We start from the raw sequence: 25,315 nt of genomic DNA, 5'->3' as shown, positions 1-25,315 counted from the left end.
ACCTATCTTTCTGAAGGGTTTCCGCATTATTCTCGCTTCATCGTTCCATTGATAAACCGCTGTTTAATTAGTGAAACAAACCGAAGCGAACAGACCAGAGCTCCAGTGCGGTCTGTCAGCGTTCACCACTCCACGGATCGCAATGACCATGATGAAGCAGACACGTCGCCAGGCCCTGGCTCTCGCTCTCTCGATCGCAGCCGCAAGTGCAGCCGCTCCAGTCTGGGCCCAGGGTTTTCCGAGCAAGCCCGTCACATTGGTTGTGGCCTACCCGGCCGGCGGCGACACCGACGCGCTTGCGCGCCTCTTTGCCGAAAAGCTGTCCACGCGCATCGGCCAGCCAGTGGTGGTCGACAACCGGCCGGGCGCCAGCGGCGTCATCGGCAGCAGCTTTGTGGCCAAGGCGCCTGCGGACGGCTACACGTTGCTCCTGGCGCCCAGCACCTTCTCCATTGCGCAACTCGTCCTGAAGACCAACGGCTCGTCGAGCTACGACGTGCTCAACGGCTTCACGCCCATCATCCAGACGGGCACCCTGCCGCTGGCCCTGGTGGCCAGCACCGCCTCCGGTATCAAGAGCTTCAAGGACCTGCCGGCTGCCGCCAAGGCCCAGCCCCTGTCTTATGCCAGCCCCGGCAGCGGCTCGCCGATGCACATCCTCGGCGAGATGGTCAACAAGTCGGCCGGTCTGAACATTCGCCACGTGCCGTATCGCGGCGTGGCGCCGGCCGTCAACGACGTGCTCGGCGGCCATGTGCCCTTGACCTACATCACGCTGGGCCCGGTCGCGCCTTACCTCCCGAACGGCAAGATGGTCGTGCTCGCGGTGGCGGACCATCAGCGTTCGCCGCTCGCGCCCAACGTGCCGACATTCCAGGAGCTGGGCTACAAGGACATCGAAGTCACCGCCTGGCACGGCCTGTTCGGGCCCAAGGGCATGCCTGCCGACGTCGTGAAGACGCTGAACGGCCACTTCAACGAGATCCTCAAGATGCCGGACGTCGCCTCCAAGATGGCCGTCCTGGGCGCGCTGCCGCTGGGTGGCACTCCCGAGACGCTGGCCAAGACAAATGCCGCCGACTTCGAGCGCTTCGGCCGGATCATCAAGGAACTGGGCATCCAGGCGGACTGATCTCATGACCGAAGTGAATACCACCGCCGATCCCGCCAGCCTGCAAGCCCTGCTCGCCGAGCTGCCTTCGAACCTGCTGGCCGGTCGTCGCGTGCTCGTGACCGGCGCCGCGCGCGGTCTCGGGCTCGCCTTTGCCAAGTGCATCGCGAAGGCCGGCGCCAGCGTGGTGCTTGCCGACATCCTCACCGACCTCGCGCAGGTCGAGGCGCAGGCCTTGCGCGAGGATGGCTTCATGGCGCACGCGCTCACTGTCGACCTGAGCGATCCGGCCTCGATCGCCGAGGGCGCTGCCGACGCGGTCAAGCTGCTCGGCGGACTGGACGGCCTGGTCAACAACGCGGCCATCACCAACTCGGGCGGACGCGACGCGCATGCGCTCGAGATCGACATGTGGGACCGCGTGATGGACGTCAACGTGCGCGGCACCTGGCTCATGAGCCGCGCCTGCCAGCCTGCCCTCGCGCAGAGCGGCCGCGGCGCCATCGTCAACCTGGCGTCCGACACCGCGCTGTGGGGAGCGCCGAACCTGCTGGCCTACGCATCGAGCAAGGGCGCCGTCATCTCGATGACGCGTTCGCTGTCGCGCGAGTGGGGCGGCGACGGCATCACGGTCAACGCCGTGGCGCCCGGCCTCACGCTCGTGGAGGCGACTGAATACGTGCCCATGGCGCGGCACCAGAAGTACCTGGAAGGCCGGTCCCTCCCGCGCGAACAGCAGGCGGTCGACGTCTGCGGCGCAGTCCTGTTCGCCTTGTCCGGCCTGTCGCGTTTCATGACCGGCCAACTGCTCGCCGTCAATGGCGGCTTTGTGATGCATTGATTTTTCTCGACCAAGGAGTTTCCCGATGAGCGATTTGTCCGAACAACAGAACATCGACGGCACTGCCCCGACCTGGGAGCGTCCCGAAGGCGCCAGCCTCGAAGCGTGGATGAACACCCGCATCGCGCGCTATTCGACCCGCAAGTACGACTGGGACGCGCTGAAGTTCCAGGCCGACTTCGACCCCAAGTTCCGCCGCGCCCAGATGCGCTATGTCGGCACCGGCGGCACCGGCGTCGCGAAGGACGTCAACACCGTGCCGGCCGAGAACTTCACCTTCTCAACGATGGTGATCCCCGCCGGCCACGAAGGCCCGCCGCACCTGCACACGGACGTGGAGGAAGTGTTCTTCCTGATCCGCGGCAAGCTCAAGGTCGTCCTCGAGAAGGACGGCGAGCGCTTCGAAACCATCATGACCGACCGCGACCTGATCTCGGTGCCGCCCGGCGTGTACCGCGAAGAAATCAACATCGGCGATGAAGACGCGCTGATGTGCGTGATGCTCGGTGCGAAGAAGCCGGTCACGCCGACGTACCCGGCCGATCACCCCCTCGCAAAAATCAAGCGCTGAGCCCTGACATGAGCGACACCGCCGTGATCGATGCCCTGTCTCCGCCGCCTTCCGAGCTGAACCGGCTCGATGCGCGCTTTCCGGCGCGTCGCGTGCCGGTGGGCGACGGCGCGGTGGTGTCCGTGCGCGAATGCGGCACAGGCCCGGCGCTGGTGTGCCTGCATGGCATCGGCTCCGGCGCGGCATCGTGGCTAGACACGGCATCGTTGCTCGCGCCACGTGCGCGGCTGATTGCGTGGGACGCGCCGGGCTATGGCGAGTCCACGCCCGTCGCGCCCGCAGTGCCGACCGCGGCCGACTACGCCGCGCGCCTGCACGGCCTGCTCGATGCACTGGAGATCGAATCCTGCGTGCTGGTCGGGCATTCGCTCGGGGCGCTCACCGCCGCTTCGGCGGCGCGTGCGGGCTCGGCGCTCGCTGCGCGCATCCGGCGGCTCGTGCTGATCAGCCCCGCGGCTGGTTATGGCACACCCGGTCGCGCCGACGCCCGTGAGCGCGTCCATGCGGAACGCATGGGCACACTGGCCCAGTTCGGCATCGTCGGCATGGCCGCGAAGCGCTCGGGGCGCCTGCTGTCCGACAACGCGAGCGAACTGGCACGCCAATGGGTGCGCTGGAACATGTCTCGCCTCAACGATGCGGGCTACCGCCAGGCCGTCGAACTGCTGTGCGGCGGCGACCTGCTGGCCGACCTTCCGCCTGCAGTGCCCGTTCGCGTGGCCTGCGGCGCGCTCGACGTGGTCACGTCCCCGGCCGGCTGTGCCGAGGTCGCGCAGAAGTGCGGCGTGCCGCTCGAACTGATCGAGGGCGCGGGCCACGCGAGCTATGTGGAGCAGCCTGCCGCCGTCGCCGCGATCCTGCGCGATGCGCTGTCTGCCTGAACACACGTCCAGAACAACTCAATCGGAGACCTATGAACACGACCGGCAATGATGCGATGGAGGAGGGGACGGACCGCTACAACGTCCCTGCACTCGAACGAGGGCTGCGCGTTCTCTGCGAATTCAGCCGCGAGAATCGCTCGCTCTCCGCGCCGGAACTCGCGCGCCGCTTCGACCTGCCGCGCTCGACGGTGTTCCGTCTTCTGACGACGCTCGAGAACATGGGCTTCCTCGAGAAGGCCGAAGGCGGCCGCGACTATCGCCTCGGCTTGGCGGTGCTGCGCCTCGGCTTCGAATACCTGGCCTCGCTGGAACTCACGCAGCTTGGCACGCCGCTGCTGCAGCGCCTGTGCGAAGAGCTGCGCACGCCCTGCAACCTGGTGGTGCGCGATGGCCGCTCGATCGTCTACGTCGCGAAGGTCGCGCCGCCGACGCCCTTTGCCAGCTCGGTCACCGTGGGCACCCGCCTGCCCGCGCATGCCACGGTCCTCGGTCGCATCCTGCTCGAAGACTTGACGCTGACGCAGCTGCGTGCGCTCTACCCCGAAGACAAGCTCGAAACCTTTTCACCGAGCACGCCCAAGACGGTCAACGAACTGTTCGACATGGTCCAGGCCGACCGCACGCGCGGCTATGTGTTGGGCGAAGGCTTCTTCGAATCGAACATCTCCACCATCGCCGCACCCGTGCGCGATCACAGCGGACACATCGTGGCCGCACTGGGCGCCACCATCACGTCCGGCCACATCGACGAAGCCCGCATGGAGGAAATGGTGCAGCGCGTGCGCGACACCGCCGATGCCATCTCGGGCCTCCTGAACTATTCGCCCTCGGCGAAGGTCGTTCCGCTGCGAAGCGGTCAACGCGCCTGAGCCCCGCGGGCATCATGAACATGACGACGCCGACCCTTTCTCCTTCCTTCTTCGCCGCCGATGCGCTGGCTGGCCGCGTGGCCGTCGTGACCGGCGGCTCTTCCGGCATCGGGCTTGCAACGGTCGAGGCGCTGCTGGACTGCGGCGCCGCCGTGGCACTGTGCGGCCGCAATGCGGAGCGGCTCGATCGCGCCGTGGCCGCTCTGCGCGTAGACCGCCCTCAGGCCAAGCTCTTCGCGCGGACCTGCGACGTGCTCGACGCGGCCTCGGTGCAAAGCTTCGCCGCCGAGAGCGAGGCCGCGCTGGGCCCGGCCTCGATGCTGATCAACAACGCCGGTCAGGGGCGTGTCTCCACTTTCGCCAACACTGAAGACGCTGCCTGGACCGAAGAGCTCAACTTGAAGTTCTTCTCGGTCATCAACCCAACGCGCGCCTTCCTGCCGCAGCTCGCGGCGCAGCGCGTCGTGCTCGGCGATGCTTCCATCGTCTGCGCCAATTCGCTTCTCGCGCGCCAGCCCGAACCGCACATGGTCGCGACCTCGGCTGCACGCGCCGGCCTGCTCAACCTGGTGCGCTCGATGGCCACCGAGTTCGCAGCGCAGGGCGTGCGCGTCAACGGCATCCTGATCGGCCTGGTCGAGTCGGGCCAGTGGCGCCGCCGCTTCGAGGCTCGCGAGCAGACCGAGCTCGACTGGGCCGCATGGAGCAGCCAGCTCGCGCAGAGCAAACACATTCCGCTGGGTCGCCTGGGACTTCCGATCGAAGCCGCTCGCGCGATTCTCTTTCTCGCTTCGCCCCTCGCTTCCTACACGACGGGTGCCCACATCGATATCTCCGGAGGCCATTCCCGCCATGCATAACCCCAACAACACCGTGACCGTCGGCGCAGTCGTCGCGGCCTTCCTCGAACAATGCGGCGTCAAGGCTGCGTTCGGCGTCATCTCGATCCACAACATGCCGATCCTCGATGCGTTCGCGCAGCGTGGCGCCATCCGCTTCATCTCGGCGCGGGGCGAGGCTGGCGCGGGCAACATGGCGGACGCCTATGCACGTTCCACCGCGAGCCTGGGCGTGTGCGTGACCAGCACCGGCCCGGCCGCGGGCAACATCGCCGGCAGCATGGTCGAGGCGCTGACCGCCGGCGCGCCGCTGCTGCACATCACGGGCCAGATCGAGACGCCCTACATCGACAAGGGCATGTCGTACATCCACGAGGCACCGGACCAACTCACGATGCTCAAGGCCATCTCCAAGGCCGCGTTCCGTGTGCGCAGCGTCGAGAACGTGCTCGGCACGCTCAAGCGCGCGGTGCAGGTGGCGATGACCGCGCCCACCGGCCCCGTGAGCGTCGAGATTCCGATCGACATCCAGTCGGCGCTCGTCACGATGCCGGCCGACCTGTCGCCACTGCCCATCGAGCGTGCCGTGCCTTCGAAGGCCGGCCTCGACGCACTGGCCGCGAGCCTGGCCAAGGCCAAGCGCCCGCTGCTGTGGGTCGGTGGCGGTGCGCGCCACGCCCGCGCAGCCATCCAGCGCCTGCAGAAGCTCGGCTTCGGCGTGGTCACCACCACGCAAGGCCGCGGCACGGTGCCCGAGGACGACGCCGGCTCGCTCGGTGCGTACAACATCCAGAAGCCCGTCGAGAACTTCTATCAAACCTGCGACGCCATGCTCGTGGTCGGCTCGCGCCTGCGCGGCAATGAGACGCTCAAGTACGAACTGAAGCTCCCGCGCCCGCTGTACCGCATCGATGCCGACGCCGCTGCCGAAGGCCGCTGCTACGCCACCGAAGCCTTCGTCTGTGGTGACTCCGCCCTGTCCCTCGAAGGGCTGGCCGATCGCCTCGAAGCCGCGAAGTACAAAGCCGATCCCAAGCTGCTGGTCGATCTGCGCGCCGCGCACGACCAGGCGGTCGCGACGCTGCGGGACGGCCTGGGCCCGTACGCCGAGCTCGTTCGCCAGATCCAGTCCGTGGCAGGCCGCAACTTCAACTGGGTGCGCGACGTGACTGTTTCCAACAGCACTTGGGGCAACCGCGAACTGCGCATCTTCGAACCCAGCGCCGGCGTGCATGCCACGGGCGGCGGCATCGGCCAGGGCATGCCCATGGCCATCGGTGCGGCCATCGGCGCCGCGGTGACGGGCTCGGGCCGCAAGACCTTCTGCCTGGCCGGCGACGGCGGCTTCATCCTCAACCTGGGTGAGCTGGCCTGCATGGTGCAGGAGAAGGCCCCCATGGTGATCGTGCTGATGAACGACAAGAGCTACGGCGTCATCAAAAACATCCAGGACGTGCAGTACGGCGGCCGTCGCTGCTACGCCGAACTGCACACGCCCGACTACGACCTGCTGTGCAAGTCGATCGCGCTGCCGCACGCCCGCGTGCAGAGCCTGGACGACCTGCCGGCGCGCCTGGACCAGGCGCTGTCCACCGACGGTCCCTTCCTGCTCGAGATCGACATGCTGTCGGTCGGCGGCTTCAAGAGCACCTTCGCCGGCCCGCCGACCAACACGATCACGCAGATCCCTGCGCTCGGCACGGCCAAGTGAGCGGAGCGCCTCGCATGTCCTCCACCACGCGCATTGCGCTCATCGGCTGCGGTGCCATCGGCACCTCGGTGCTGGAACTCCTGCAGGGCGACGTCGCCCTGGAGATCAAGGCCATCGTCGTGCCGACCGATGCGCTGGCTTCGGCGCAGGCCACGGCGCAGCGGCTCGCACCGCGCGCGCAGGTCGTGTCGTCCGTTCCGGCCGATGGCATCGACCTCGTCGTCGAAGCCGCAGGCCATGCGGCGATCGAGGCGCACGTGCTGCCGGCGCTGGAACGCGGCACGCCCTGCATCGTGGCCTCCGTGGGCGCGCTCTCGGCCGAGGGCTTCGCTGAAAGGCTCGAAGCGGCCGCCGTCACAGGCGGCACGCAGGTGCAACTGATCGCCGGCGCCATCGGCGCCATCGACGCGCTGGCGGCCGCCCGCGTCGGCGGGCTCGACACTGTGCGCTACACCGGTCGCAAGCCGCCGCACGCGTGGAAGGGAACGCCGGCGGAAGAGGGCCGCGACCTGGGCGCGCTGACGGCCGAGACCGTGATCTTCGAAGGCAGCGCGCGCGAGGCCGCCATGCTCTATCCGAAGAACGCCAACGTGGCGGCGACCGTGTCGCTGGCCGGTCTGGGTCTGGACCGCACTTTCGTGCGCCTGATCGCCGATCCGGCCGTCACCGAGAACATCCATACGGTCGAGGCCGAAGGTGCCTTTGGCGACTTCGAGCTGACCATGCGCAACAAGCCGCTGGCGGCCAATCCCAAGACGTCCGCGCTCACGGTCTATAGCGCCGTGCGTGCGCTGCGCAACCGCGTGGCAGCCCTCGCGATCTGAAACGAGACACTCCATGATTTCCTCTGAACTGCTCCCCCTCAACATCGCCGGCGAATGGCGCCTGGGCGGCGGCGACGTCTACGAAAGCCTCTATCCGGCCACCGGCGAGCCGATCGCACGCCTGCGGGCCGCGACCCTGGCCGACGTAGACGAGGCCATCACGCGCGCGCACCACGCCTTCCTGACCAGCGGCTGGGCCCAGAAGCTCCCACACGAGCGCGCGGCAGTCCTCCATCGCGTGGCGCACCTGATTCGCGAACAAAGCGAAGCGTTGGCCCAGAAGCAGCGCCTGGACAACGGCAAGCCGATCAACGAGACGCGAAGCCTGGTGGCGAGCGCCGCGGGCACTTTCCAGTTCTTCGCCGCCGCGCTGGAGACGCTGGAAGAGACCATCACGCCGTCGCGCGGCCCCTTCGTCACGATGAGCGTGCACGAGCCCATGGGCGTCGTCGCTGCCATCACGCCGTGGAATTCGCCGATCGCGAGCGAAGCGCAGAAGCTGGCACCCGCGCTCGCAGCCGGCAACGCGGTGGTCGTCAAGCCCGCTGAAGTCACGCCTCTGATGGCGCTCGAACTCGCGCGGATCTGCGAAGAAGCCGGCGTGCCCAAGGGCATCGTCAGCGTGCTGCCGGGCAAGGGCTCGGTCATCGGCGATGCGATCACCAAGCATCCGCTGGTCAAGCGCGTGTCCTTCACCGGCGGCACGACCACCGGCAAGCACATCGCCCACATCGCGGCCGACAAGATGATGCCGGTGTCGTTGGAACTCGGCGGTAAGTCGCCAACGATGGTGCTCGAAGACGCGGACCTCGACCATGCCATCAATGGCGTGCTCTACGGCATCTTCAGCTCGTCGGGCGAATCGTGCATTGCGGGTTCGCGCCTGTTCGTCGCGCGCTCGATCTACGACGAGTTCCTGACGCGACTCGCCGAAGGCGCCAACGCCCTGCGCGTGGGCGACCCGGCTTCCGAAAGCACGCAGATGGGTCCGCTGATCACGGCGCGCCACCGCGAGGGCATCGAGCGCTATGTGGAACTCGGCGTGCACGAAGGCGGCCGCATCCGCACGGGCGGCGTGCGTCCGCACGGCAATGGCATGGACAAGGGCTACTTCTACACGCCGACCATCCTCGAAGGCCTCAACAACAGCGCACGCATCAGCCAGGAAGAAATCTTCGGGCCGGTGCTGGTCGCGATGCCTTTCGACAACGAGGAAGAGTTGATCGCGCAAGCCAACGACAGCATCTACGCACTTGCCGCCGGCGTGTGGAGCCGCGACTTCAAGCGCGCCTGGCGCCTGGGCCGCGCGGTGCAAGCCGGCACGGTCTGGGTCAACACCTACAAGCAGTTCTCGGTCTCGACCCCGTTCGGCGGATGGCGCGACAGCGGCCTGGGCCGCGAAAAGGGCCGCGAAGGCATCTTCCAGTACATGGAGCAGAAGAGCATGTACTGGGGCACAAATGAACAACCCTTGCCCTGGGCAAATGCATGAACACCGCCAGGCTTGCCCACTGCGTGTGGCCGCCCACCCCCTGCAGGGGGCAATACCAGCGGCCCGGCGAAGCCGGTTCCGCGGTATTTCTTGAATGGAGATCGATATGAGCGTTTTGGGAATCGACCAGATCACCTACGGGGCGGATGACCTCCCCGCCTGCCGTGGATTCTTCCAGGACTGGGGCCTCACCCTGAAGTCCGAGGCGGCTGACGAACTCGTCTTCGAGTGCCTCAATGGCTGCAGGGTCGTCGTCGCGGCGTTGGAGAAGCCCGGCCTGCCGCCAGCGATGGAAGAGGGGCCCACGCTGCGCGAAGTGGTGTGGGGCGTCGAGAGCGACGCGGACCTCGACCGCTATGCCGCTGCCATTGCGAAGGATCCAAGCTTCGTCGACGGCATCGTCGACGGCGCGCGCCGCATCGGCTGCATCGACCCGAACGGCCTGGCGGTGCGCCTTCAGGTCAGCCGCAAGCACGCAGTCGAGATCGACTGCGGCGCGATGAATACGTGGAACGCCAAGCCCCGCGTCAACCAGCCCGCGCCGATATACGAGCGCGCGACGCCCATCGAGGTGGGCCACGTGGTCTTTTTCGTGAGCGACGTGCAGGCGACCAGCGCGTTCTACAGCGATCGCTTCGGCTTCGTGTCGTCGGACAGCTACCCCAATCGCGGCGCCTTCATGCGCTGCGCTCCGAGCGGTGGCCACCACGACTTGTTCCTGCTGCAGATCCCTTCGGGCAAGCGCGGGCTCAACCATGTGGCTTTCACGGTGCGCGACATCCACGAAGTGTTCGGGGGTGGTCTGCACTTCTCGCGCAAGGGCTGGGAAACGCAGCTCGGCCCGGGCCGGCATCCGGTGTCGTCGGCGTACTTCTGGTACTTCAAGAACCCGGCCGGCGGTCTGATCGAGTACTACGCCGACGAAGACCAGCTCACGGCCGATTGGCAGCCGCGCGAATTCGAGCCCGGTCCGACCGTCTTCGCGGAATGGGCAGTCGATGGCGGTCTGGACGGCAACACCCGTCGCCAGAAAAACGTCGAAGGCCCCCAAGGCAAGTTCCTGACGGAGAAAAAATGACCCCCAGTCTTCGCGCACTTCGTGTCGCTTCGCCTACCCCCTTGCAGGGGGCAACACCGGCGGACCGGCTGAGCCGGATCCGCGGTGTTTCCCGAGCATGCGTCGCTGCGCTCGCAGCGGTGCTTTGTTGCGCATCTGCATTTGCACAGACTGATGTGCACAAGCAGCTGTCGAGCGAGCGCTTCACCATCATCTCGCCGTTCCCGCCGGGCGGTCCGGTCGACACGCTGGCACGCATTCTGTCGGACGGCCTCGCCAAGCGCTACAGCCAAGCGGCCGTGGTGGAGAACATGGCGGGTGCCGCCGGCAACATCGGCATCGACAAGGTCAAGCGCGCCAAGGGCGACGGCCACACATTGCTGGTGGTGCCTGCCGGCAACCTCACGATCAACCCGACCCTGATGCCGAACTTCCCGTTCAACATCGAAAAGGACTTCGTGCCGGTCACGATGCTCGCGAAGGCGCCCAACGTGCTGGTCGCTTCGCCCGGCTCCGGCATCAAGACCGCGAAGGATCTGGTCGCACAGGCCAAGGCCAAGCCGAACACCTTGTCGTACGCATCGCCTGGCGTCGGCAGCGGCCTGCACCTCGCAGGCGAGTTATTCAAGCAACAGGCCGGTGTCGATCTGCTGCATGTTCCGTACAAGGGCACGGGCCCCGCGCTCAACGACGTCCTCGGCGGCGTGGTGCCGCTGATGTTCAGCAACCTGCCTGCGACGCTGCCCTTCATCAAGAGCGGCAAGCTGGTCGCGCTCGGCGTGACCGAAGCCAAGCGCAGCCCGGTCGCACCCGAGATCCCGACGCTGGCGGAGCAGGGCATCCAGGGCGTGAACGTGACCTCGTGGTATGGATTGCTCGCACCCGCCGGCACGCCGCCGGCCGTCGCCGAGCAGTTGGCCAAGGACGCCGCGGAGATTCTGGACCAGCCCGACGTGCGTGAACGCCTGCAGGCGCAGGGCATGACGGCCGCCACGATGAAGCCGGCCGAGTTCGCCACCGCGATGCGTGACGAAACGGCGGTTTGGGCCAAGATCATCAAGGCCCGGAACATCGTTGCCGAATAACTCGAAGACCCAAGGAGACACTTCATGAAGACAAATGAATCCACTATCGGCATCGTCGGCGCCGGCATCGGCGGGCTGGTCGCCGGCATCGCACTCCAGCGCGCAGGGCACGACGTGGTCGTGTTCGAACAGGCGAAGCAGTTCGCAAGAGTTGGTGCCGACATCAACCTGACGCCCAATGCGGTGCGCGCACTCGACGGCCTCGGCGTTGGCGAAGCGGCCCGCGTGACAGCCGCACGCCCCACGCACCGCATCAGCCGCACTTACGACACCGGCGAAGAAACGTCGCGCCTCGAAATGGCCGACTCGGCCGAAGAGCGCTACGGCGCGCCTCAGCTGACCATCCACCGCGCCGACCTGCTGGCGGCTCTCGCGGACATGTTCCCGGCCGAGCGCGTCGCGCTGGGCAAGCGCGCCAAGACCATCGCCGCGGACAAGGATGGCGTGAGCCTGGACTTCGAGGACGGCACCAGCGCGCGCGTCGGCGTGTTGATCGGCGCGGACGGCATCCACTCGGCAGTGCGCACCGCGATGTTCGGCGCCGAGAGCCCGCGCTTCACCGGCATCGTCGCGTATCGCGCTGTGGTGCCGGCCGAGCGTGTCGCCAGCGTGCCCAACCTCGGTGCCTTCACCAAGTGGTGGGGCCCCAACCCGCAAAGCCAGATCGTGACTTTCCCGCTCAACCGCGGCAAGGACATCTTCATCTTCGCCACCACGCCGCAGGACACCTGGCATCTCGAATCGTGGACCGCGCCCGGCAGCGTCGACGAGCTGCGCGAGCAGTACGTCGACTACCACCCCGAGGCGCGCGCCTTGCTCGACGCTTGCGACACCGTGCTCAAGACCGCACTGTACGAGCGCGATCCGATGCCGGCATGGGCCGAAGGCCGCATGGCGCTGCTGGGCGACGCGGCGCACCCGATGCTGCCCTTCATGGCACAGGGCGCCGGCATGGCGATCGAAGACGCCGTCGTGCTGGCCCGTCACCTCGAAGGTGTCTCGATGAGCGATGCCGCCGCGGGGCTGCAGCGCTACGAGAAGGCCCGCATCGAACGCGCGAGCCAGGTTCAACTGGGTTCCCGCGGCAACAACTGGCTGCGCGAAGGCGGCAATGCCGACTGGGTCTATGGCTACGACGCCTGGGCCGTTCCCGTCGCTGCCCAAGCCGCCTGAACCAACAGCAATTCCGCACAACCCACTTCTTCTCGATGGAGCGAACCATGACCGACCGTTGTCTCGATCCCCACCAGGCGCGCCAGCGCACCCCCACCACCTACGAAGACCTGCTCGGCGATGCCATCGAGCGCGCCTTCGCGGCCGGCATCCACGATCTGCCCGGCCTGGTCGAGCAACTCAACCAGAGCGGCCTCGCCAGCCCCAGCGGCAAGAGCTGGACCGAGGCCATCTATCGCGAAGAAATGGCCGCCCTCGGCGCCTGAGTCTTCGATCGCCCCATTTCTCCCATTCAAGAGGAACCGCCATGACCACCACTCACGATGACCCGGTCGATCAACTGCTCGAAATCGGCCTGAAGGATCTCTGGTATCCGATCTGCCCGACGAGCTTCATCAAGGAATCGCCCGTCTCCCTGCGCCGCCTCGGCCGCAAGTTCGCCTTCTGGCGCGACCATGCCGGCAAGCTGCATGCGCTCGAAGACCGCTGCCCACACCGCGGCGCGCCGCTGTCGCAGGGCGTGATCCTCGGCGACCGCCTGTCCTGCCCGTACCACGGCGTCGAAGTGCGCTGCGACGGCGTCGTCACCCGCGTGCCCGGCAGCCCTGGCTGCAAGCTCGAAGGCTCGCAGGCCACGCGCTTCTATCACGTGGAAGAACGCGCCGGCGCCGTCTGGCTCTACAACTCCAAGGAGTCGGTCGAGACTCCGCCGCCGCTGGTGCTCCCGGAGCAACTGACCGACGACGCGCAGTACTCCAGCTTCCTCTGCTATGCGGAATGGAAGGGCGACTACCGCTACGTGCTGGACAACGTGATGGACCCCATGCACGGCACTTTCCTGCACAAGCAGTCGCACTCGATGGCCGAGGGTGACTCCACGGCCAAGTTCGGCATCCGCGCGACGGACACCGGCTTCGTGTTCGAGAAGGAAGGCCAGCGCAACGTGAACTTCGACTGGACGGAATGGGCCGACACCGGCATCCACTGGATGCGTCTGGAGATCCCGTACCCGAAGACCGGCGGCCCCGGCGGCAACTTCGGCATCGTCGGCAGCTACACGCCGATCTCGCCGACGCTCTCGTGCGCTTTCCACTGGCGCGTGCGCCGACTGCCCGTGGGCTGGGAGCGTGACACCTGGCGCTTCCTCTACAAGAATCGTCTCGAGGCGCGCCACTGGCATGTGCTCGAACAGGACCGCGTGCTGATCGAGAACATGGAGCCCGATGCCAACCAGCACGAGCAGCTCTACCAGCACGACCTGGGCATCGTGCGCCTGCGCCGCCACCTTCGCGGCCTGGCGCAACAGCAACTGGATACCCGTTCGGTTTCCTGATCCCCTGAACTGCGTTTCCTTGCAACGACCCAGCCCCCGCCAATGCGCAGCGCTCTCCTCCAGAGATACCGCCGAACCGGCTTCGCCGGGCCGCTGGTATCCCCCCCGGTCGGGGGTGGGAGGCTACACGCAGTGAGCCGATCTGGGGGCGAGCAATTACATCCTTCGAGGTTCCTGCCATGTCATCCCCCACGCTGAACGCCCTGGTGCACACGATGCGCTACGAGGCCGACGGCATCGTCAGCGTCGAGTTCCGACCGGCCACGCCGGAAGTGGATTTCCCCGCCTTCGAAGCCGGCTCCCACATCGACCTGCACCTGCCCAACGGACTGGTGCGCAGCTATTCGCTGTGCAACCCGTCGACCGATCGCCAGCGCTACGTGGTCGGCGTGCTGAACGACCGCAAGAGCCGCGGCGGATCGCGTTATGTGCACCAGCAGCTACGCGTGGGCATGACGCTCCCGATTTCGGTGCCGCGCAACAACTTCAAGCTCGAAGAGGGCGCGGAGCGCTCCGTGCTCGTGGCCGGCGGCATCGGCGTGACGCCCATCTGGTGCATGCTGCAGCGCCTGATTTCGATCGGCAAGCCGGTGGAGCTGCTCTACTGCGCACGCGCCCGGAAGGAGGCGGCCTTCGTGGAAGCCATCACCGCGCTGGCCGCCGAGAAGTCGGTGCAGCTCACGTGGCACTTCGACGAAGAGAAGGGCGGGCCGCCCAATCTCGCGGCGCTGCTGGTCGACAAGGGCGCCGACAGCCACTACTACTGCTGCGGCCCCACGCCGATGCTCGACGGCTTCGAGAAGACGTGCGAGCAGCTCGGCTACCCGCATGCGCACATCGAACGCTTCGCAGCGGTTCATGTCGAGGCGCCGAGCGCCACGCAGAGCTACATGGTCGAGTGCGCGAAGAGCGGCAAGACCGTCGAAGTGCCGCCGGGCAAGTCGATCCTCGACAGCCTGATCGACGCCGGTCTCAACCCCGACCACAGCTGCAAGGAAGGCGTCTGCGGCGCTTGTGAAACCAAGGTGCTCGACGGCGAGATCGACCACCACGACGGCATCCTCACCAAGCTGGAACGTGCGTCGAACAAGACCATGATGATTTGCGTATCGGGGTGCAAACGCGGCCCGCTCGTGCTCGATATCTGACTCTCCCCCGAAAGAAAAAATCAATGAAGAAGACTCTTGTGGTCGCGGCCGCATGCGCGGCCGCGTCGATCGCCTGCGCCCAATCGAGCGTGACCTTGTTCGGCGTGCTGGACGCCGCGGTCGCCTATACAACCGGATCGGGGCCGATCTCGTCAAGCAAATGGCAACTGACCAATAGTTCCAACACCTTCAGCCGCCTTGGTTTCCGGGGCACCGAGGACCTCGGCGGTGGGTACGCTGCGGGCTTCTGGCTCGAAGCCGGCCTGCAGAACGACGCCGGGACCGGCTACCTCACGAACACCAACAACCAGATCAGCGGCACCACCGGCGGCGGCGGCCTGACGTGGTCACGCCGCTCGACGGTCAGCCTGTCGGGTCCCTTCGGCGAAGTGCGCCTCGGCCGCGATTACACCCCCACGTTCTGGAACACGGCGCTCTTCGATCCCTTCGGCACCGGCGGCGGCATCGGTGCGAACCACGTGTACTTCGCGAGCCAGAGCGGCCTCGCCGCACCGACGGGCACGCGCGCGTCGAACAGTGTCGGGTACTTCCTGCCTCCTTCGCTGGGCGGCGTCTATGGCCAGTTGATGGTTGCCACGGGCGAGAACGATTCGAGGGCCGTTCTGCCGGGACCGATTCCCCTTTCGACCCAGGACGACGGCAACTACGCGGGTGCACGCGTGGGCTATCTCAATGGTCCCTTCAACGTGGCGATCGCCACCGGCAAGACCACCTATGCCACCGGTGACCTCCGCATGACGAACTTCGGCATCTCCTACGTCGTCGAATCGCTGATGAACCTGAAACTCATGGCCGAGTACTACGACGAGTCGCTGGGCTCGATCGATGGCGAGGGCGCACTGGTGGGCCTGAACCTGCCGGTCGGTCCTGGCGAGATCAAGCTGTCGTACGCACGCTATGAGCGCGATGCCCTCGTCGGCCTGCAGAAGCCGACGTCGTCGAAGGTGGCGCTGGGCTATGTCCACAACCTGTCGAAGCGCAGCGCCATGTACGTCACGGTCGCGCGCATCTCGAACAGCAACGGCGCGGCGCAATCGCTGGGCGGTGTTCTCACGTCGCCGAACAGCGCGTCCACGGGAACCGAGTTCGGATTTCGCACCGCCTTCTAGCGTCGGCGCATTCTCCAGGGGATAGAAGCAATGCAAGCCAGAGCATTCCGTTGGTATGGCGTGATCACCTTGTTCGTGATCGTCGCCATCTCCTATGTCGACCGCATCAACATCGCTGTCCTGATCACCGATCCGGCGTTTCTCGAGCACATCGGAATCACCCGGGAGGATCGCGTGAGCCAGGGGCTCCTCGCGACTGCGTTCATGGTTGGCTATGGCGTGTCGGCATTCGTGCTGACGCCGTTCTGCGCTGCGCTGTTCGGGGTGCGAAAGAGCTTGATCCTCGGCCTCATCCTGTGGGGCGTCGTGACCTTCATCACACCGTGGTTCGAGGGCTACGGGATGCTGCTCGCGTCCCGTGTGCTGCTCGGCGTGTCCGAAGGACCGTTGTTCTCGCTGGCTTCTTCCTACATCAAGGCGCACTTCGAGAGCCATGAGAACGGCAAGCCCAACTCCTTCGTCAACATGGGGACGGGCCTGGGCTTGGCGCTCGGCTATCCGCTCATCGGCTACATGCTCGTCCACTTCCATTGGGAGACATCGTTCTACGTGTTGGGTCTGATCAACGTTGCGCTCGGCATTCCGCTGGTGGTGGCCTTCGTGAAGATGCCGACCTCGTACTCCGGCATGAAGAAGCCGAAGTCCATCGGCGATGCGATGACGCACGTGGGGGACATCGTCAAGGGCGCGCTGCAAACGCGCTACCTGGTGCTGATCACGGTGCTGACCTCGGCGACGCTCGCCTATCTCTGGGGCAGCAGCAACTGGTTGCCAACCTATCTCAAGGAAGCTCGCGGCTTCTCGCTCAAGGAAATGGGCTGGCTGGCGTCCTTGCCGCAGTACGCGACCGTTGTGGCCGTGCTGCTGGGCGGCGTGATCATCGACAAGATCGAGCGGCAGCGCGTGCCTTTCATCTTCATGGTGGCCAGCGCCGGCGTGGCGCTGTCGGTGCTGCTGGCGATCTGCACGGCCGACCGCTATCTGGCCGCCTACGCGCTGATCGCGGCGAACTTTTGCTGGGGCCTGCAGAGCCCTGCGATTCCGAGCACGGTCCAGTACTGCTCGCGTCCGGAGCACGTCGCCAGCGCCTTCGGCGTCGTCAACGGCACCGGGAGCCTGGTCGCCGGCTTCATGCCGGCCTTGATGGGTGGCGTGATCAGCTTGATGTCGGGCGGCCATGGCGCTTCCGGCGGTGCGGCCTCGGGCTTCTTCTCAGGATTCGCTTTGCTCATCGGCACCCAGATGGTGGTGTTTGCCTGCGGTTTCCTGCTCTGGCTCCGCGAGCGCAAGCTGCAGGTGGCAGGCATCAGCGCAACGCCGGCCTGACACCCGCCGCGCATCACTTGATCAGATCCCGCAGCCAGCCCTTGCATTGATCGGCGCCTTCAAGGGGCCAATCGATGCTGACGGTCTTGTCGAGTTGGCGCACTTCGATGCGGATGAACCGTCCCGAGGCCGAGACGGTCGCGGGACGGCCGGTCCTGGCGCCGAGCAGGCGTGACCACCAGCCCGGTTCGGTCTCCGGCTCGCTGACCTGGATGGATGGCGAGGGCGCGACGGGCGTGCCCGCTGCGGGCATGCGTTTTCCACTGTCCGAAAGAACCGGCGCGTAAGCGGTGCCTGCCTCCGGCAGCGGCCCAGCGATGGCAGGCTTGGCGGGCGCGGCCGCGGGCCGGGTTGCCATTGGCGCCGGTGCAGCAGCCAGTGCCTTGGTGGGGGAGGGTTCCACCCCGCCATCGATTCGTGCGGCGAGGTTGGTGCCGAACTCTTCCCACATCCGGTCGGCCTTGGTCTTCATCACGCTCAGGCCGAAGGTGCCCAGGCGGCCGAGCACGTCGACCTTGACCTTGATGCGCAACTCGGTGCCGCCTTCCGCGGTGGGCGTCAGGAAGATCTCGCTCTGCTGCTTCAGCGAACTGGCCACGGAGGCGTCCTCGCCCGTGCCCTCGGCCCGCAGGTAGCTCGGTTCGCGTTGCTCTACGAGCGTGGTGCGCAACTTGAACTTGGCGCTCACGAAGGCGATCTTCACGTGCATGAGCGCCACGTACTCGACGTCGCTCACGACCTCGATGGACTGCATGCCGGGCACGCAGCCGCCCATCACTTGCGGATCGAGCAGCATGGCCCACACGCGCTGCGGCGGCGCCGCGACTGTCAATGTCTTTTCAATTTCCACGCATCTTCTCCGAGGCGGTCAGGATGGATTCGACGATCTGGGTGTAGCCGGTGCAGCGGCAGAGGTTGCCGTTGAGACCGTGGCGCACTTCATCGACCGTCGGGTCGGGGTTGTTCTTGAGCATGGCGCAAGAAGTCATGAGAAAGCCGGGCGTGCAGTAGCCGCACTGAAGGCCGCCGCACTGCATGAAGCTCTCCTGCAGCGGGTGGAGTTCGTCGCCTTGGCCGAGGCCTTCGACGGTGGTGATCTCGCGGCCTTGCACCTGCACGGCCAGCATCAGGCAGGACTTGACGACCTCGCCATCGACCAGCACCGAGCAGGCGCCGCAGATGCCGGTTTCGCAGCCGCGCTTGGTGCCTGTGAGGTGCAGGTCATCACGCAGGAAATCCGAGAGCAGGCGGCGCGCCGGCACGTCCACGCTTTGTGCTTCGCCGTTGACTGAACATTCGATACGGTGCTGGGTCATTGCCGGGCCCCTTCATTGATGTCGAGGCCGAACAGTTCGGCCACAGTGCGGCGCGCGACGATGCGCACCATGTCGCGGCGGAAATCCGCCGAGCCGCGCGTATCCGAAACCGGTTCGATGTCGGCGGCGACGATGTCGGCCACTTCGGCCGCGATATCGGCAGTGACGGTCCGGCCTTCGAGGAAGGCTTCGGCACGCCGTAGCCGCGTCGGGATGGGCGTCGATGCGCCAACGGCGATCCTTGCCTCGCGGCAGAGCGCGCCCTCGCGACGCGCGATCAACGCAACGCTCGCCAATGGCCGATGCTCGGCGGCCGTGCGCAGGAAGCGCGAGTACACGCCCGACGTGCCAGCCTGAAGCGGAGGCACGCGGATCTCGATCACCATCTCGTCGGGCTCCAGCGCCGTGACGTAGTAGTCGACGAGAAACTCTTCGATGCTCAACACGCGTTCGCCGCGGCTGCTGCCCAGCACGACCTGGGCGTCGAGCGCCATCAGGCAACCGGGCGGATCGGTGGACGGATCGGCATAGCAGAGGTTGCCGCCGATCGTGCCCTGGTTGCGCACCTGCGGGTTCGCCACGCGCGAAGCCATGCTGGCGAGCACGGGGTAGTGCGCGCGCACGATGGGCGAGTTCGCCACGTCGGCATGGCGCGAAAGCGCACCGATGCGCAGGCCACGGCTCTCGTCGAAGTCGATGCCGCGCAGCGGCTGCAGATGCGCGAGGGACACGAGGTGCGTCGGCGTCAGCATGCGCTGGCGCATGCCGAGCATCAAGGCCGTGCCGCCGGCAATCGCGCGACATTCATCACCCAGGTCCGCCAGCATCCGGCTGGCCTCGTCGATGGTGGTGGGTTCGAGATAGTCGAAATCACGCATGGCGTGTCTCCCCTTCCTTGCGCTCGCGCACTGCGGCGAGGATCTTTTCGGGCGTGATCGGCAACTCGGTGATGCGCACGCCGATGGCGTCGTACACCGCGTTGGCAATCGCGGGTGCGCCGGGGAGGATGGCCGTTTCGCTCGCACCCTTGGCGCCATAGGGGCCGTTGGGGTCGTTCGATTCGACGAAGCCGCCGCGCAGCAGAGGCACGGCGTCGGCCGTCGCCATCGTGTAGTCGGCGAAGTTGCCGTTCATCAGCCGGCCGCCTTCCACCTGCATCTGTTCATAGAGCGTCCAGCCGAAAGCCTGCACCGTGGCGCCGTTGGTCTGGCCGTGGATCGCGATCGGATTCAGCGCCTTGCCGCAGTCGTCGGCCACATAGCTGTCGAGCACGGTGACCTGGCCGGTCTCGGTGTCGACTTCGACTTCGACGGCTTGCGCGGCGAAGGAATAGGCCGGCGCGATGTTGCCGTACACCTTGTCGTCGTGCATGACAGTCTGGGCGTCCCAGGTGCCGCTGACCTGGATGCCCTCGCCGCCGTGGGTCCAGATGTGCAGCTTGGCGAGTTCGGCGATGGTGGCGCGGCGTTCGGGCGCGTCGGCGACGAACACGGCGCCGCCGCCGATCTTCAGTTGCTCGGCCGGCACGTTCCATTGCTTCGATGCGAGCGCGAAGAGCTTGTCGCGTGCCATGCGTGCGGCGACGATGGCCGCATTGCCGGCGGCGATGGTCACGCGCGACGCGAGCGAGCCGATGGCGATGGGCGATGTGTCGGTGTCGGGTGGCACGACGTGCATGTGGGCCAGCGGCAGATCCAGCTCGTGCGCCACCACCTGGCTCAACATGGTCATCGCGCCCTGGCCCATGTCGCATTCGCCGCTCATGATGAACACGCGGCCGTCCTCGTTGATCTTCACGATCACCGTGGAGCCGTCCCAGTTGCCGATGGTGCGGTTGCCGCTGACGTGCATCGCTGCGGCCATGCCGACGCCGCGCCGCTTGACGCCGGGGGTCTTCGGCGAGGCGCGCTTGGCCTCCCAGCCGATGGCGTCGATGGCCTGGTCGATGCACTCCACCAGGCCGGTGCTGCCGATCTTCCATCCGTGGATCGAGACTTCGCCGACGCGGATCGCGTTGCGCTTGTGAATGAGCGCCGGGTCCAGCCCGAGCATCTCGCCCATCGTGTGGATGTGGCTGTTGAGCGCGAACTGCATCTGCGTGCCGCCGAAGCCGCGAAAGGCGCCGTGCGGCGGGTTGTTGGTGTAGACCAGCGTGGCGTGCGAACGGACGTTGGGGTTGCGGTGCATGTTGTCGCTGCGCATGGCGGTGACGTGCATCACTTCCGCCGAGAGCCCGCTGTAGGCGCCGCATTCGGCGACGATGCGAACGTCCTTGGCCACGATCAGGCCGTCGCGGTCCATGCCCAGCTTGAGCGTGATGCGCTCGGGCACGCTGGAGCAAGCCGCGAGGAAATCTTCCAACCGGTTGTTGATGAGCCGTACCGGCTTGCCCGTCTTCACCGCCAGCAGACCGGCGATGAGGTTGTTGGCATCTTCCACCAGCTTCCCGCCGAAGCCGCCGCCGGTCGTCGCCTGGATCACCCGGATGCTGGAGATCGGACGCTCCAGTGCCGCCGCCAGTCGCTGCCGCGCCTGCGTGACCGATTGGGTCGAGGTCCAGACCACGAGGCGCCCGTCGGGATCGATGCTCGCCACCGTGCCCATCGGCTCCAGGTAGCCCGGGTACTGTGCGTGCGCGTAGTAGGTGGCCTCGTGTACCACGTGGGCCGAGGCGAAGCCGCTGTCGACGTCACCGCGCTCGAAGCGGATCTCGTGCGCGACGTTGTTGCGCTCGGGATGCACGCCCGGCGCCTCCTCGTCCATCGCCTCCTCGGGCGTGAGGATCGCCGGCAGTTCCTCGTACTCGACGCGGATCAGGTCCAGCGCGTCCCGCGCGATCTCTTCGGTCGTGGCCGCCACCGCAGCCACTTCCTCGCCTGCGAAGCGCACCACGCCCTCGGCAAGAATGCGCCGCTCCTTGTGATGCACCCCCCACATCGCGCGCGGCGCCTCCGCGCCGGTCAGCACCGCCTTTACCCCCGGCAGAGACAGCGCTTCGGAGGTGTCGATCGACACGATGCGCGCATGCGGGTAGGGACTCCGCAGCACCTTGCCATGCAACATGCCCGCGACCTTGATGTCGCCCGCATACATCGCACGCCCCAGCACCTTGGCCCGTGCCGTGACCTGGGGGATATCGGCCCCCAGCGTCGACGCGCTGGAGGTCGGAGGATTCGAAGAATGTCTCATCGTTGATTACCAAGAAGCCGGCCGCTTCCGTCCGCCAATGGCAAGCGAAGCGAAGCCCGTTCATGAAACACCGCGGATCCGGCTCAGCCGGTCCGCCGGTGTTGCCCGCGGCAGGGGGTAGGCGAAGCGACACGAAGTGCGCGCAGCCTGGGGGCGAGCCCTATTCCACGGTGATCCCGAGATCCTTGATGACCTTGCCCATGACCGTGTAGTCGCTGGCGTTGATCTTGCTGAGCACATCCGGCGTGCCGCCTGCGGGCAGGGCGCCAAAGACCGCCAGCTTCTCCGTTACTTCGGGCGACTTCAGGATCTCGTTGAGGTTCTCGTTCAACAACTTGACGACAGGCGCGGGTGTTCCCTTGGGCGCGAAGAACCCGTTCCAGGCACCCACGACCACGTCCTTGTAGCCCAACTCGACCAGGGTCGGGACGTTCGGCGCCAGCTTGGAGCGCTGGGCATCGCCGATCGCCAGCGGGATGAGGCGGCCGTTCTGCAGGTACTGGCGAACGGCGCCGAAGGTGACCCAGGCCGTGTCCACGTGGCCGGCGACCACATCGGTCACCGACGGGCCCACGCCGCGATAGGGAACATGCGTGATCTTCACGCCGGCCGCGCGGTTGAGCCATTCGCCGACGATGTGCATCGGTGAGCCGGCGCCGGGGCTGGCGTAGGTCACGGACTTGCCGGACTTGGCGGCGGCGATCAACTCCGGCAGCGTCTTGACACCGAGACCCGGATTGGCGACCAGCACCAGCGGCTGGGTGGCCGTGTTGATGATCGGCTCGAAGCCGTGCAGCACGTCGTAGCTGGCACTGGGCGACAACTTCATCACCAGCGGGGCCGTGGTGAAGGGATTGGGCGTGAACAGCAGCGTGTATCCGTCGGCAGGCGCGCGGCTCACGAAGTTGTTGCCCAGGGCGCCGCCGGCCCCGGGCTTGTTGTCGACGATCACCGTCTGCTTCAGCCGCTGCGAGAGCTTGTCGGCGAAGAGGCGCGCGATGGCGTCCGTGTCGCCTCCCGGCGGATACGAGACGATCATGCTGACGGTCTTGGACGGGTAGTCCGGCTCGGCGATGGCATGTCCGGCGGACATGGCGCATGCCGCCATCGTGGCCGCAAGAAGGACTTGGCGACGGGTCGAAAACATCACTGGCTCCTGGAAGGGCCATGCGGGACGCGGGAGCGATGCATGGCGGCTGGCAACTGAATGAACTTTGGTGATTCATTAGTAAAACAACGGTTTACTAACGAATACGTCATTGTGAAGTCATTGTTGATGCATCAACTTGCTGCAAATACCAATTGACGTGTTAAAAAATAGTGATCTACATGGTTGAAATGGCCTCGCGCGTTCGCATGAAACAATGCGGGGCAATGACAGACAAACGCATCACTTCTTCCCTCACGGTCGAGGCGGCCACGCCCTGGACCGAGCTCGACGAGGCAGGCACGACGCTGACGGTCGATGCCTTCATCACGACCATGATGAGCCAGGTGGGCAACGCGCTCCGGCGCACGATCACGCTGCCGTACGCGGATCAGTTCGGCTTGTCCGTATCGGAATGGCGCGTGCTGTCGCTCGTGGCGCACTCGGAGCGCCTGGCGTTCAGCGATCTGGTGAAGCAGTCCACTTCGGACAAGGCACTGGTCAGCCGCACGCTCAAACTGCTCGAAGCCCGGGGGCTGGTCGAGTTGCAGGCTGAAGGCAACACCCCGCGCAAGAAGGTCTACTGCGCGGTGACAGCGGCAGGAAAGGCGCTGCACGCAGAGGCGATCCCGATCGCCCGCCGGCGCCAGGCCGCGGCAATCCGTGTGCTGACACCCGACGAGCGGGATGCGATGTATCGCGCGCTGCTCAAGCTGCGCGAGTACTGCAGGGCAGCAGAAGAAGCGCGCGACGAGGATTCGCCCGACGCCTCCGCCCTGGATATCTGAAGATTCAGTTCTTGTAGCTGGGGTCGACGCGGTCGAGCTTGCGAATGAGCGAAGGCCAGACGAAGACGCCGCCCAGTCCACCCGTCTGCACCTTCATCGCATGGCCCACGCCTTCGACGATGCGCGGGTCGACCTGCGTCAGCTCACCGCCGCCGGCTTGCGCGGCGATCTGGATCTGGCAGGTGTTCTCGAAGGTGTACATGCTCAGGAAGGCGTCGGCGATGGTCTTGCCCACGGTGAGCAGACCGTGGTTGCGCAGCATGAGGTAGTTGGCGTTGCCCATGTCGGCCTGCAGACGCGGCTTCTCGTCGTCGCGGAAGGCCACGCCCTCGTAGTCGTGATAGGCGAGCGACGCCAGCACGAAGGTCGATTGCTGGCTGATCGGCAGCACGCCGTTCGTTTGCGCGCTCACCGCGATGCCGGCGCGCGTGTGGGTGTGCAGCACGCACTGAATGTCTTCACGCGCGGCATGGATCGCGCTGTGGATCACGAAGCCCGCCGGGTTCACGGGGTAGGGCGAATCGATCACCTTGTTGCAGTCCTTGTCGACCTTGATCAGGCTCGACGCGGTGATTTCGTCGAACATGAGGCCGTAAGGATTGATCAGGAAATGATGCTCCGGTCCCGGCACGCGCGCGCTGATGTGCGTGAAGACGAGGTCGCTCCAGCCGTACAGCGCAACCAGTCGGTAGCAGGCCGCGAGGTCGACGCGCAACTGCCATTCTTCGGCGCTGACGAGTTTCTGGACTTCACTTTGGGAGGTGGCGTTCATCGAGGGTCTCCTGGGATGGATGAGGTGCTTGTCAGGCCGCGGCCGTTTCGGATTTCAGCGCGGACTTGTAGATGCTCTGGCGGGGTTGTGCCATCACACGCCGCAGCATCGGCTCGAATTCGCTGATCGGCAAGGTCTCGGCGTTCGCATCGAAGGCCGGGTTGTCATAGAGCTCGCAGAACTCAGCGGTGCGCTCGAAGCTCGGGTGGCTGCGGAAGTTCTCGCGCAGGTCACGGTCGAGGCCGATGTGATGGAAGAAGTAGTGCCCCTGGAAGATGCCGTGGTGCTGCACCATCCAGTGGTTCTCCTCGGCCACGAAGGGCTTGAGGATCGCGGCGGCGATGTCGGGATGGTTGAAGGTGCCGAGTGTGTCGCCGATGTCGTGCAGCAGCGCGCACACCACGTACTCCTCGTCGCGGCCGTCGCGCAGTGCGCGCGTGGCGGTCTGCAGCGAATGCGTGTAGCGGTCGATCGGAAAGCCGCCGTAGTCGCCTTCGAGGATCTGCAGGTGCTTGATCACGCGCTCGGGCAGGCCGGTCGCGAACTGCATGAACTCGCCGCCGATCAGTTGCCAGTCTTCACGGGTGCTGTCCTGCATGCGGACGAATTTCGCTCTTGCATTCATCGTGGTGTTCTCCTTGGTGTGCGGCCCACTGTAGACCTGCGGTTGACGCTCAACTGTCAAGAATTTGACAATGGAGCGCTCTCG

At 66.2% G+C, this 25,315-nt stretch carries 25 protein-coding genes; 18 read left to right on the top strand and 7 right to left on the bottom strand.

Annotated elements, in window-relative coordinates:
• Positions 1 to 151: 151 nt before the first annotated feature.
• The 17 genes from QTI04_RS06700 (at position 152) to QTI04_RS06620 (ending at position 17,394) form a co-directional block, all read left to right on the top strand.
• Complete coding sequence (locus QTI04_RS06700) at positions 152 to 1,132, top strand: tripartite tricarboxylate transporter substrate binding protein (RefSeq protein ID WP_286614867.1); 981 nt, start codon at positions 152 to 154, stop codon at positions 1,130 to 1,132.
• Between the two features lie 4 nt (positions 1,133 to 1,136).
• Positions 1,137 to 1,952 (top strand): SDR family oxidoreductase, encoded by an 816-nt coding sequence (locus QTI04_RS06695; protein WP_286614615.1) that lies wholly within the window; start codon positions 1,137 to 1,139, stop codon positions 1,950 to 1,952.
• 25 nt (positions 1,953 to 1,977) lie between these two features.
• Positions 1,978 to 2,523, top strand: coding sequence for a cupin domain-containing protein (locus QTI04_RS06690; RefSeq protein WP_286603440.1), 546 nt, complete (start codon positions 1,978 to 1,980; stop codon positions 2,521 to 2,523).
• An 8-nt stretch (positions 2,524 to 2,531) separates the two neighbouring features.
• A complete protein-coding gene (locus QTI04_RS06685) occupies positions 2,532 to 3,404 on the top strand; it encodes an alpha/beta fold hydrolase (protein WP_286614614.1) in 873 nt (290 codons plus the stop codon).
• Positions 3,405 to 3,436: 32 nt separating this feature from the next.
• A complete protein-coding gene (locus QTI04_RS06680; RefSeq protein WP_286603438.1) occupies positions 3,437 to 4,276 on the top strand; it encodes an IclR family transcriptional regulator in 840 nt (279 codons plus the stop codon).
• A 20-nt stretch (positions 4,277 to 4,296) separates the two neighbouring features.
• Positions 4,297 to 5,136, top strand: a complete 840-nt coding sequence (locus QTI04_RS06675; protein WP_286614864.1) for an SDR family oxidoreductase — start codon at positions 4,297 to 4,299, stop codon at positions 5,134 to 5,136.
• Positions 5,129 to 6,826: a thiamine pyrophosphate-binding protein gene (locus QTI04_RS06670; RefSeq protein ID WP_286614613.1), complete on the top strand. Its 1,698-nt coding sequence runs from the start codon at positions 5,129 to 5,131 to the stop codon at positions 6,824 to 6,826. Before QTI04_RS06675 ends, QTI04_RS06670 begins: the two co-directional genes overlap by 8 nt.
• Positions 6,827 to 6,840: 14 nt before the next feature.
• Positions 6,841 to 7,650 (top strand): aspartate dehydrogenase, encoded by an 810-nt coding sequence (locus QTI04_RS06665; protein ID WP_286614612.1) that lies wholly within the window; start codon positions 6,841 to 6,843, stop codon positions 7,648 to 7,650.
• Between the two features lie 13 nt (positions 7,651 to 7,663).
• Entirely contained in the window at positions 7,664 to 9,142 is a 1,479-nt protein-coding gene (locus tag QTI04_RS06660; RefSeq protein WP_286614611.1) for an aldehyde dehydrogenase, read from the top strand.
• Positions 9,143 to 9,248: 106 nt separating this feature from the next.
• Positions 9,249 to 10,220 carry a VOC family protein gene (locus QTI04_RS06655; RefSeq protein WP_286603429.1) on the top strand — a complete coding sequence of 324 codons (972 nt, stop codon included), beginning with the start codon at positions 9,249 to 9,251 and terminating at the stop codon, positions 10,218 to 10,220.
• A 119-nt stretch (positions 10,221 to 10,339) separates the two neighbouring features.
• Positions 10,340 to 11,284, top strand: a complete 945-nt coding sequence (locus tag QTI04_RS06650; protein WP_286614862.1) for a tripartite tricarboxylate transporter substrate binding protein — start codon at positions 10,340 to 10,342, stop codon at positions 11,282 to 11,284.
• Positions 11,285 to 11,308: 24 nt separating this feature from the next.
• Positions 11,309 to 12,457: an FAD-dependent monooxygenase gene (locus QTI04_RS06645; RefSeq protein ID WP_286614609.1), complete on the top strand. Its 1,149-nt coding sequence runs from the start codon at positions 11,309 to 11,311 to the stop codon at positions 12,455 to 12,457.
• Positions 12,458 to 12,504: 47 nt separating this feature from the next.
• Positions 12,505 to 12,723, top strand: coding sequence for a recombinase-like helix-turn-helix domain-containing protein (locus QTI04_RS06640; RefSeq protein WP_286614608.1), 219 nt, complete (start codon positions 12,505 to 12,507; stop codon positions 12,721 to 12,723).
• A gap of 41 nt (positions 12,724 to 12,764) precedes the next feature.
• On the top strand, positions 12,765 to 13,790 hold the full coding sequence (locus QTI04_RS06635; protein WP_286603423.1) for an aromatic ring-hydroxylating dioxygenase subunit alpha: 1,026 nt from the start codon (positions 12,765 to 12,767) through the stop codon (positions 13,788 to 13,790).
• A gap of 179 nt (positions 13,791 to 13,969) precedes the next feature.
• Positions 13,970 to 14,938 carry a PDR/VanB family oxidoreductase gene (locus QTI04_RS06630; protein ID WP_286614606.1) on the top strand — a complete coding sequence of 323 codons (969 nt, stop codon included), beginning with the start codon at positions 13,970 to 13,972 and terminating at the stop codon, positions 14,936 to 14,938.
• A 23-nt stretch (positions 14,939 to 14,961) separates the two neighbouring features.
• Positions 14,962 to 16,068 (top strand): porin, encoded by a 1,107-nt coding sequence (locus QTI04_RS06625; protein ID WP_286614604.1) that lies wholly within the window; start codon positions 14,962 to 14,964, stop codon positions 16,066 to 16,068.
• Positions 16,069 to 16,098: 30 nt separating this feature from the next.
• Entirely contained in the window at positions 16,099 to 17,394 is a 1,296-nt protein-coding gene (locus QTI04_RS06620) for an MFS transporter (protein ID WP_286614603.1), read from the top strand.
• A gap of 13 nt (positions 17,395 to 17,407) precedes the next feature.
• On the opposite strand, the gene QTI04_RS06615 is transcribed toward QTI04_RS06620, so the two are convergent.
• From QTI04_RS06615 to QTI04_RS06595, 5 genes are all read right to left on the bottom strand, one after another.
• Positions 17,408 to 18,244: a CoxG family protein gene (locus QTI04_RS06615; protein ID WP_286614601.1), complete on the bottom strand. Its 837-nt coding sequence runs from the start codon at positions 18,242 to 18,244 to the stop codon at positions 17,408 to 17,410.
• Entirely contained in the window at positions 18,234 to 18,710 is a 477-nt protein-coding gene (locus tag QTI04_RS06610) for a (2Fe-2S)-binding protein (RefSeq protein WP_286603414.1), read from the bottom strand. Before QTI04_RS06610 ends, QTI04_RS06615 begins: the two co-directional genes overlap by 11 nt.
• Positions 18,707 to 19,588 carry a xanthine dehydrogenase family protein subunit M gene (locus tag QTI04_RS06605; RefSeq protein WP_286614599.1) on the bottom strand — a complete coding sequence of 294 codons (882 nt, stop codon included), beginning with the start codon at positions 19,586 to 19,588 and terminating at the stop codon, positions 18,707 to 18,709. The genes QTI04_RS06610 and QTI04_RS06605 overlap by 4 nt, the downstream gene beginning before the upstream one ends.
• Complete coding sequence (locus tag QTI04_RS06600) at positions 19,581 to 21,899, bottom strand: xanthine dehydrogenase family protein molybdopterin-binding subunit (RefSeq protein ID WP_286614597.1); 2,319 nt, start codon at positions 21,897 to 21,899, stop codon at positions 19,581 to 19,583. The genes QTI04_RS06605 and QTI04_RS06600 overlap by 8 nt, the downstream gene beginning before the upstream one ends.
• Before the next feature lie 160 nt (positions 21,900 to 22,059).
• Positions 22,060 to 23,007, bottom strand: coding sequence for a tripartite tricarboxylate transporter substrate binding protein (locus tag QTI04_RS06595; protein ID WP_286614861.1), 948 nt, complete (start codon positions 23,005 to 23,007; stop codon positions 22,060 to 22,062).
• Between the two features lie 266 nt (positions 23,008 to 23,273).
• On the opposite strand from QTI04_RS06595, the gene QTI04_RS06590 reads away from it, so the two are divergent.
• On the top strand, positions 23,274 to 23,834 hold the full coding sequence (locus QTI04_RS06590) for a MarR family winged helix-turn-helix transcriptional regulator (RefSeq protein ID WP_286614596.1): 561 nt from the start codon (positions 23,274 to 23,276) through the stop codon (positions 23,832 to 23,834).
• Positions 23,835 to 23,838: 4 nt separating this feature from the next.
• Here the strand turns inward: QTI04_RS06590 and QTI04_RS06585 are convergent, their stop codons facing one another.
• Positions 23,839 to 24,606, bottom strand: a complete 768-nt coding sequence (locus tag QTI04_RS06585) for a class II aldolase/adducin family protein (protein ID WP_286603406.1) — start codon at positions 24,604 to 24,606, stop codon at positions 23,839 to 23,841.
• Positions 24,607 to 24,637: 31 nt separating this feature from the next.
• Positions 24,638 to 25,231 carry an HD domain-containing protein gene (locus tag QTI04_RS06580; protein ID WP_286603404.1) on the bottom strand — a complete coding sequence of 198 codons (594 nt, stop codon included), beginning with the start codon at positions 25,229 to 25,231 and terminating at the stop codon, positions 24,638 to 24,640.
• Positions 25,232 to 25,315: the final 84 nt, after the last annotated feature.

It is taken from the genome of Variovorax sp. J22R115 (assembly GCF_030317005.1).
Taxonomy (GTDB): domain Bacteria; phylum Pseudomonadota; class Gammaproteobacteria; order Burkholderiales; family Burkholderiaceae_C; genus Variovorax.
This window is presented reverse-complemented; position numbering and strand designations above follow the sequence as displayed.